2 protein-coding genes are annotated in these 5,536 nt (G+C 58.3%); both read right to left on the bottom strand.

The window, feature by feature from the left end:
- Window positions 1-865 (bottom strand): type II CRISPR-associated endonuclease Cas1 (gene cas1 / locus ACIREA_RS25520; protein WP_397385146.1); only part of this gene is annotated, 865 nt, incomplete at its 3' end.
- Window positions 862-4,758, bottom strand: a complete 3,897-nt coding sequence (locus ACIREA_RS25515; protein WP_397385145.1) for an HNH endonuclease — start codon at window positions 4,756-4,758, stop codon at window positions 862-864. The genes ACIREA_RS25515 and cas1, both read right to left, overlap by 4 nt.
- Window positions 4,759-5,536: the final 778 nt, after the last annotated feature.

The raw sequence follows: 5,536 nt of genomic DNA, 5'->3' as shown, positions 1-5,536 counted from the left end.
TCAGGTGGCTGTAACAGTCGGTCAACGTGGCGGCGCTCTTGTCGATGGCATCCAGCAGCTTCAATGAAAACGGTTCCTTCTCCACCCGGCGCTCCCGCAGCTCCCGCCCGATCTTTTTGCACCAAGCCGCCTCCGTGATCTCCGGCTCGGTCTGCATGAAGTCCGCCAGCATGCAGTCAACAAAGGGCCGGTAAGGTTCCATCAAATCATACACCAGCGGATCAGCCTTGTAGCGTGCCACATGACCCACCCCCAGCAGCGGACTCAGGCCATGCACGATCAAAGAACGATGGCACAGAGCCGCCAGCACGGTGTAGCCATAGTTGAGCATCCGGTTCGGCGGCGTGTTCAGTTTGCGATCCCGCCGCGTGGCACTCCAGCCAATGCTTGGAAAATAGAGCTGCCAGTATTTCTTGGCGCAGTTGCCTTCATCCACCTGCTTGATCTTCATGGCCCGGTCCAGATGCGCACTGAACAGTTCACGCTGCTTCAGCACGGCCTGCTGGTTGGCCGTCTTGCCCAGCAGCAGCTGGTTCCAAATCCGTTCGTTCAAGCGCTGCGGCTGCCGCGCCTGATTGAGATAGGCGCGTGTGTCGATGATGCGCGGCAGCGGCGTCGTCACTCCCACCGGACGATAGCTTTCATCGCAGTGCAGGATGAGCCCGTCCTGCTCCAGAATGCCCGAGATGGCATTGCTCGTCAGCGTAACACCGCGCGCAGCAATGACCACCGCACGAATGTCTTCCAGAGGCAGCTTTTTTTCCACGGCATCAGCGGCGTCCTTGGGCGGACGGCAGACGAGAAAGCCGCGCTCACGCGCCAGCAAAGCTCCGTGAGTCAGGATGTGGACGACGTGGTAGCTCATGATGGTTGCTCCTCTTTTTTGAAACCCGCACCGATCAAATTCTTGATGTTAACCGGCTTGTATTGGTATCCAGCATTATTGGATAATTCCACCTGCCCATTCAACTTCATGGTACGAATCACAAAACTGCCAGATGGCAAAGGGTCCATGATCCCGGTGATCTCACGGTCCAGTGTCACCACTTCATCACGAATGAAGAAGTCCACCACCCGTGAGTATTTGCCTTCTTTGAGAATACGCTGTTCCAGTTTCGATTTTGACTGATGAACATAAACCGGCTCGATGGCGTACTCGCCTTCTCGGTCTTTTTTCTCACACACAAACCAACCTTGATTCTTATCACCTTTGCGCCATGCACCGGTGCCATCCTTGGAGAAGTCGGCATACTCGGTGAGTTCATCGGAGACGATACGGCGCACGTGGGTGATGCGCGGGCCGCCGGGTTTGAGCCCGTGTTTAGCCAGCCGCTCGCAGAAGTTCAGCCACTCTGGCTCCTTGGGGTTTTGATCCGCGAAGGCGCTTACTACGGCCTGAATGTGCTTGTCATAGATACGCCGCGCCTGTTTACCAAGCGTGCTGTTGGAAAACTTGGGAGTCATACCGCTGTAGGCGATCTCGCGCAGCATATAACGTTTAGTAGCAGCAGAAGTCATGCCCACCCGGCGTGCCCCATAAAAGGATTGTTCCAGCTCGGGCCGTGCTGAGATGAGCACCTCTGGATACAGCCCCTCCAGATAATGCCTCAATTCTTCCTTCCAGTCCCTGCCCGGTGGCAGACCAAAGTACAAGCTCTTGCCAGGATTTCCGGCCCAATGCGGCAGGAAGGAAAGCACCATGGCATCCAATGCATGGTGGCGGTCATCGTTTCGATCCTTCTCGTTGATCGCATCCTCATTGGCAATGTGGAGACGGCGCAGGAGCCAGAGCGCAAAGTCTTTGTCCCAATGGTCAGCACCTTTGCGCTTCTTCATTTTCCACTCTTTGGGAAAGTCATCGCAAAGCTTGTCGAGTTCATCATCACTGGCTGCTTCCACATTCTTGATGGCCTCCTCGATGGCGGCTTTTCCATCCGCCAGTTTCTTCACACGCTCCGGACCGCCCAGCAGTGAGTAGAGTCCATACTTTGAAGCCACGCGGTTGGTCACGCTGCCTGTCACCACGACGATGCGGCGTTGTTCGCCTTCCGCGTCCAGCTTCCAGCCGAACTTGAGGCAGATGAGTACACGGGCCAGCTTGGCAATCCATGCCGTCTCTTGCAAGGCGGTCTTGTTTTGCACCATCAGCGCTGCCTCATCTTCGGACTTGGTGCAGAGAATTTTCTTTTTAAAAGGACGCATGCCTGCACAGCCGGAGACGATGCCGACGAAAGCATCCCAGCCGATGGGAAAGCGGTTCTGCGCAAAAGCATCCGAATGGTAACGGTTATCCTGCGCCCGGTTGCAGCCGTCGCAAGCGAGCACCAGGTTCACATAGGCACGCGGACCGCCCTTCGAATCTGCGACGATGTGGGCGAGATGCGCGTTTTCAAACGACAGCTCGCCATGCGCCACGCTGGTTGTTTTCGGATTGGCAAAGTTCTTGCCGCAGAACAAGCAGCGCCCGCCTTGTTCCGTAAGCAGTTGATGCTTGAGGACGGCCCTCGGAGTCACCTCACCGCCTAGATTCATCCGCGCGGTAATGTTCTGCTCCCGGCGTTCCTTTTGAAAATCTTCCAACTCCTTCTTGCGCTTCGGCCCCAGCCACTCCTCACGCGCAAACTCCAGCACCACACGGTCCGGCAGCCTGCCATCAGCGGTGATCTCATCAAGAATGTGGTCGAGCAGCGTGAGGCGGTGCCTGATCTTGGGATTGATCTCCATGCCAATCATGCGCGTGATCGCAGCCTGTCGTGCCTCCTTCTCCGCCTGCGTGAGTTCGCTGATGGCCTCCAGCCGTTCGTCGCGGATGCTGATTTTGTCCCATGAAGCGCCGATGTTGTCGAGGAAATCAAGGTCCACCGCAATCATGCCGCGCATCTCATTCGTGTTCATCTCCCCACCATCGTCACCCACCAGTTTCACTGCCTTGCGCAGATCATCGTAAGCCGGGTTGCTCAGATCCAGCAAAGCAGCCTTGAACTCCGCTGGCGACAAGCCTGATAGCAGCAACTCCTTCACCAAACGCAGCGCCGGGCGCGAAAAACGCGCACGGCCCGTCGCCTTCGGCATCTCGATGATCTCCTTGCCTTTGCCATCCTGTCCCGGCTTGGGCGTGGTCTTGGGTCCGATGTGCTCTCCCATCCAGTCACAGAGCATCTTCTTCGTCATTGCTCCTCCAGTCATGCCGGAAGCCATGCGCTTAAGAACGGTCCCCGCGAAATGATCCTCATGGAGCTGTTTCAATTCCCGGGGGCTGAATGAATCCCGCAAGCCACCGGCTCTGCTGTCATCCTTAACCTCCGGCACAAACCGGAAGTTCTTGAGCTGAAGCAAAAAGGAAACCTCGGCAGCCAGTGTCGAATCAGGCACAAGTACCTCTTTATCATAGCGCAGCTCACATTTGGCCACATTGAAGCGCGGGATCAGCGCACACGGGGCCGGACCGCGATTGTCAAAGGTGGGCGCTTTCTGCGACAGCGCACCCTGCCATTCCGCCGCCTTGCCGCGCACAAACGTCTCGCGTAGCTCTGGAGGCAAAGCCTTGAGCGCGGCACGCCTTTGCGCTTCGACATCCTGCTTCGCAGGATCACGGCGGGGAATGTTTGGATAAGGCAGCTCCGTTGGACCGTACGCGATCTCATAGGCGCTCACGGACAAGGCCGGCAACTGCCGGGCGGCCGCTTCACACAAGGCGATGAGTTCTGCCTCCACCATCTGGCGTGGGAAAATGGCAGGCAGCCTTGCATACTTATCTTGCTCGTTGGCATTCTTGAACTTGTTGGCCGGGTCTGGTTGGTCATCCCATTTGCAGGAGCGCGCATCATGCGTCTGGCGTAAACGAAGCAGCTCAGGCTCGGCAGCCTCCCACAGCCCCATGCGGTAAGCCTCCCAAAAACACGGATGATGAAAGCGGGCATGCGGGGACAGCCCTTCCACCACGCCTTTCATTGTCAGCGCACGTTCCAGACTGGCTTTTTCCTCATTCCTTTCCTTTGCCTCTGCCTCAGAAAGAACCGGTTCGCCCTCAGCCTCTGCGTCGGTTTCAACCGTCTCAGTCTTCCTGCCCTTGCGCCCCTTCTTGGCGGCTGCGTCGGCAGCCACAAGGGGCTTCACCGTCGGTGTCCGTGCCCAGGGCACAGCCGCATCATAACCGCGCTTTTGAATGGCCGAATGCAGCGCCTTGAAGATTTGCCAAGGTTCCAGTGTGCGCCCCTGCGCATCCATTTGCGCCTTCTCACCAAGCAGCAGCAGACAGCGCAGTGCCGCACCGCTGTAAACGATACGTGCTCCCTGCTCGTCCGCAGGGGCTCCATCCTGCGTCTTCTTTCCCGGCTGCGGCGGGAACTCGCGCTCCAGCCGGTAGTCAGGCGGATTTTCCGCGTCCTGCGTCCATCGCTTCTTCGTCACTTTCACGCCGCCGGGGCCTGCCTCCTCCACCGCGACTTTCTTCAATCGCCGTCCCCACAGCACCGCCTCCTGCAATCCGCAACGCTCAAAGACCTGCCGCAGCCAGCCTTCGCGCTCAATGTGTGCCAGCCGCGTACGCCACATCCTGCGCCGCGTCCGCTCCTCCTTAAGCTCCGCCCACTCCCCCGGCAGCGTGCAAGAACGCACAATGGGAAAGCTGAACCGCCTGTTGTCCCCTTCACCGCTGCGCTCCTGAAGCGCGATGCCATAGGAGCCAATGCCGAGATCAAGGGCAAGGATGCGGCGGACAGCCGACGGATCATTCTCGTTGGGAAGGTTGTTCTGCATAATCAGTGGGTCGTAAATCCATTCCAAACCACCTCGCCAATGCTCCCCTTGCCCAAGTCGAATGCCCAGATTGTGCTCATATGAAAGCAAGAAATTAGCAGGGACCAGCCAAAGAACAAGCAGGTAGAAACACTTAAATCTCATCCTCGATCCTTAAGCAACACCTCCTGTCCTTCGCAGCTCGGAGACCGAAGAACGGATTGCGGCCCCCCTCCGGCTCTCCCTTCCGGCAATCTCTGCGGCGTTCCCACCTCTGCGGTGAAAATTCAATGCTTCCCCGGGGTCCCGCCCTGAGAGCGCCGCATTCCAATACCGCTCGGATCAGTCGCGCGGACACTCCAATCCGCCCCCGTTCCGGTCCCCAATCCTGAAATTCCGGCATCCTGTCAATCCTGTCCAACTCCGGCTCAGTCGTCCCCAAAGCAACGAATTCTTCACAATCTACCGCTCCCTCTCCCTCTCCCACGCGGCTTCCCTCCACTCCCGCCCCTCCACGGTCACAAATCCGTCACCCACCTCCCCCCTCTTTTTTCTTCCTCTTTGTCGGTCCCCCTCCGGCCTCTTCTTTTTGCCCCTCTTTGCGTCTTTTTGCGGCCACCTCCCCTCCCTCCGTCCCACCCATGACTTCCATCCTCCAATCAAGCGGCCAAGCCGCCGGTGTGATGGACTCCGACATCCAGGCCGCTCTCAACACCGCCGCAGGCGGCGGCATCTCCCCCGTCCTCGCCCTCATCGAAAGCGGAGCCGTTGACGAGCGCCTCTTCTCCCGTCACCTCGC

This window comes from Prosthecobacter sp., assembly GCF_044373815.1.
In the GTDB taxonomy this organism is placed as follows: Bacteria; Verrucomicrobiota; Verrucomicrobiia; order Verrucomicrobiales; family Verrucomicrobiaceae; genus Prosthecobacter.
This window is presented reverse-complemented; position numbering and strand designations above follow the sequence as displayed.